The sequence below is a fragment of the Paenibacillus sp. 01T422 genome (genome assembly GCF_056398785.1).
Genome location: NZ_JBFTQB010001064.1, coordinates 1 through 2,700, shown reverse-complemented (window position 1 = coordinate 2,700; position 2,700 = coordinate 1). Strand labels below are relative to the sequence as shown.

2 protein-coding genes and 2 pseudogenes are annotated in these 2,700 nt (G+C 43.1%); all 4 read right to left on the bottom strand.

Annotation, left to right across the window (positions count from 1 at the left end; genetic code table 11):
- Positions 1-763: pseudogene (locus tag AC1DUA_RS35535) on the bottom strand (hypothetical protein); the annotation flags it as partial.
- Entirely contained in the window at positions 715-1,284 is a 570-nt protein-coding gene (paiA, locus tag AC1DUA_RS35530) for a spermidine/spermine N(1)-acetyltransferase (RefSeq protein ID WP_477504216.1), read from the bottom strand. The gene paiA and the pseudogene AC1DUA_RS35535, both read right to left, overlap by 49 nt.
- A gap of 24 nt (positions 1,285-1,308) precedes the next feature.
- A complete protein-coding gene (locus tag AC1DUA_RS35525; protein ID WP_477504217.1) occupies positions 1,309-1,761 on the bottom strand; it encodes a MarR family winged helix-turn-helix transcriptional regulator in 453 nt (150 codons plus the stop codon).
- Between the two features lie 186 nt (positions 1,762-1,947).
- A pseudogene (locus tag AC1DUA_RS35520) lies at positions 1,948-2,700 on the bottom strand (UDP-N-acetylglucosamine 1-carboxyvinyltransferase); the annotation flags it as partial.

The following is a 2,700-nucleotide window of genomic DNA, read 5'->3' as shown; positions in this document are numbered from 1 at the left end:
CCTCTTGAGTAGGGAAGCCATAATCCTTCACATCGTAGCTCGTATACCGAATGTAAAGATTCCGGGAATCCTGATTCCATTTTCCGATGTATCCGAATAAACGTTCCAAATCTATGCTATATAAATAAATGTCTCCATCTTTTACCCGCGGCGGGAAGATCAGCTCATATGTGTGCACAGCCCGCCCGCCCCAATACATGGTTGCCTGATTGTTTCCCGGTTGAATGGAAAAGGAATAGAGTCCATCACTTAGTTCTATACTTTTTCGATCTGCATTCTGGACTTTCGTAAACCCAAATTTGTCGGCAAAAAAATCCAGCTTCATATATGGCAAACCATTCTCCCCGAACCCCACCTGCTCTTCCTCATAAAATTGCCCCTCTTCCCTGAAATCTAAGGAAAAGCTAACATCCTTCACCGAGTGGAGAACAAGGTTCGCTCCTTCTTTCCGCCAGACTTCTTGTGTCCCCTCTTCCGCAAGGGGTTTCGATTGGAACCGGATCGTCCGTTCTGATTCGCTCCAAACTACCGTGCCGAAGTCATCGAGATCGTTCAGGAGGATTGCCGTTCGTCCATCAATATTAAATGAGCGGAGTGGTTTATCGCCATAATAGGCTTGGATATCAGTGTACAACACATCTTTCAGATGTGTTCCTATCGGAAGCGCGTCGGAATCTTTCTGTAACAGTGGTACTATGGCTGACTGCTCTCCCACTACCTTCGGATCGATCCGTAATGCCCTCGCCCGCGGAGACCACGACACATCAAAGCCGCTGTTTTCGTCATTATAATATCTAATTGTTCATCCTCACCCATAAAGAAAGAGTGGGCTCCTGTTTTAACGAAACCCATTTTATTATAAAAGGTCATCGCATTCTCGTTTTGTTCCCAGACCCCAAGCCAAATCTTCTCTTTATTTCGTTGTTTCGCGACTTCTACAGCTTTATGTAAGAGATCTTTACCCAGCCCCTGCTTGTGAAAATTTTGCCTTATATAAATCCTCTCGATTTCAAGCGCATTATTGCCCATTATTTCAGTCTGAGCATCATTGGTGTTTAGTTTTAAATACCCTGCAATTTCCTCATTTGAATAAATAAAATAGAATTCCGACGAGGTATTTGACAATTCTTTTTCTAATTGCTTTGTGTTAAAAGCTTTTTCCAGGTAGGCATTCATATTTTCAGGTGAATTATGAATCTTAAAAGTCTCATTATATGTTTCAATGCTAATTTCTTGAAGTAATCTTAAATCTTCAAATGTGCAAGGTTTTATATGTACAGTCATATTATCTGATCCCTCCAAATTCAATCAATAATTTCTCTCATTTCCTTTTTTAACAAACTCCCAGTCTTTTTCCACATTTCTTCTAACCCTTTGCAGCAGGTCAAAAATCGTTTCTATTTCACTAGTGGAAAGCCCAGATAGTGCGACGCTATTGGAATAATCGTTCTCCTTCTTTATATAAGGGTAAACGGTTTTCCCTTTTTCGGTTGGAATAAGTTTTTTGATCTTTTGATTATTTTGATCATCTGTCTTTTCAATAAAACCATGAATCTCCAGCTTTTTGATTGCACGAGCAGCTGTAGTTCGATCTACTTTTATCATTTCCGCTAACTTTTCTTGAATAATTCCTGGATTTTCGCATATTCGCACGAGATACAAGTACTGACCTTTAGTAAGATCATATTTTTTAAACTCTATATTACTAATAGAATCTAACGCCCGGGCAATCATGCCAACTTCACGCAATATTTCCTTCATAAGTGCAACTCCACTGATCATGTATTTTTCAAACGTTGTGAAAAAATAGTACCTTATTTTTGTTGCATTTGCAACATAATATAAACCACTCATATAGTTTTGCTCCGTATATTCTGACGTTCGATACCWCTTCAAAAAACAAAAACACCGCCGTATCCACGGCGATGTCTTTGTTTTCTCCCTATCTCAAAAGGATTCACGAATCTGGCCTGGATGCTCCTGCGCATCCAGCTCGTGCAGCAAAAGTTTAGCCCCTATGGAGCTAAAGCTGCCAATAACGTCCTCATAGCCGCGCTCGATGTGCTCAACGCCAGTAATAAATGTGCTACCTTCTGCCGCTAAACCAGCCATTAGCAAACAGGTGCCAGCACGCACATCTGTGGCATGCACCCAGCCGCCTTGCAATGGTCGTCCTCCGGTTATAAAGGCACTTTCGTTTCGTAGATCAATCTCTGCGCCAAGCCGCCGCAGCTGCGGAACGTGCGCAAGCCGCTTAGGATAGATACGATCTGTAACTATGCTCTTGCCTTTGGCTTGCAGCAGAAGTGCAGTCATCGGTTGCTGCAAATCAGTGGCGAAGCTCGGATACATGCCTGTGCGGATACGCGTCGCTTTCAGCGAATTCGTTCCATATGCCGTAATCTGGTTATCACCACATTCCACATGCATCCCTATTTCCTCAAGCTTAGCTAGACATGATCCCAGATGCTCGGGGATAACGTCCATGACAGTAACCTGTCCCCCATGGAGCCCAGCAGACATCAGGAAAGCTCCGGCAATCAGCCTGTCTGGAATAACTGTGTGCGTTCCTCCATCCAAATACGAGACGCCTTCAATTCGAATATGTTCTGCTCCTGCTCCGTAGATTCGCGCACCTAATTGATTGAGGAACCTTGCCGTATCGCAAACCTCTGGATCCATAGCTGCGTTATGTAGTTG

What these genes read in the sequence shown, in the direction of transcription:
- paiA (WP_477504216.1), bottom strand. Translation starts at nt 1,284, where the DNA reads ATGACTGTACATATAAAACCTTGCACATTTGAAGATTTAAGATTACTT.
- AC1DUA_RS35525 (WP_477504217.1), bottom strand. Translation starts at nt 1,761, where the DNA reads ATGAAGGAAATATTGCGTGAAGTTGGCATGATTGCCCGGGCGTTAGAT.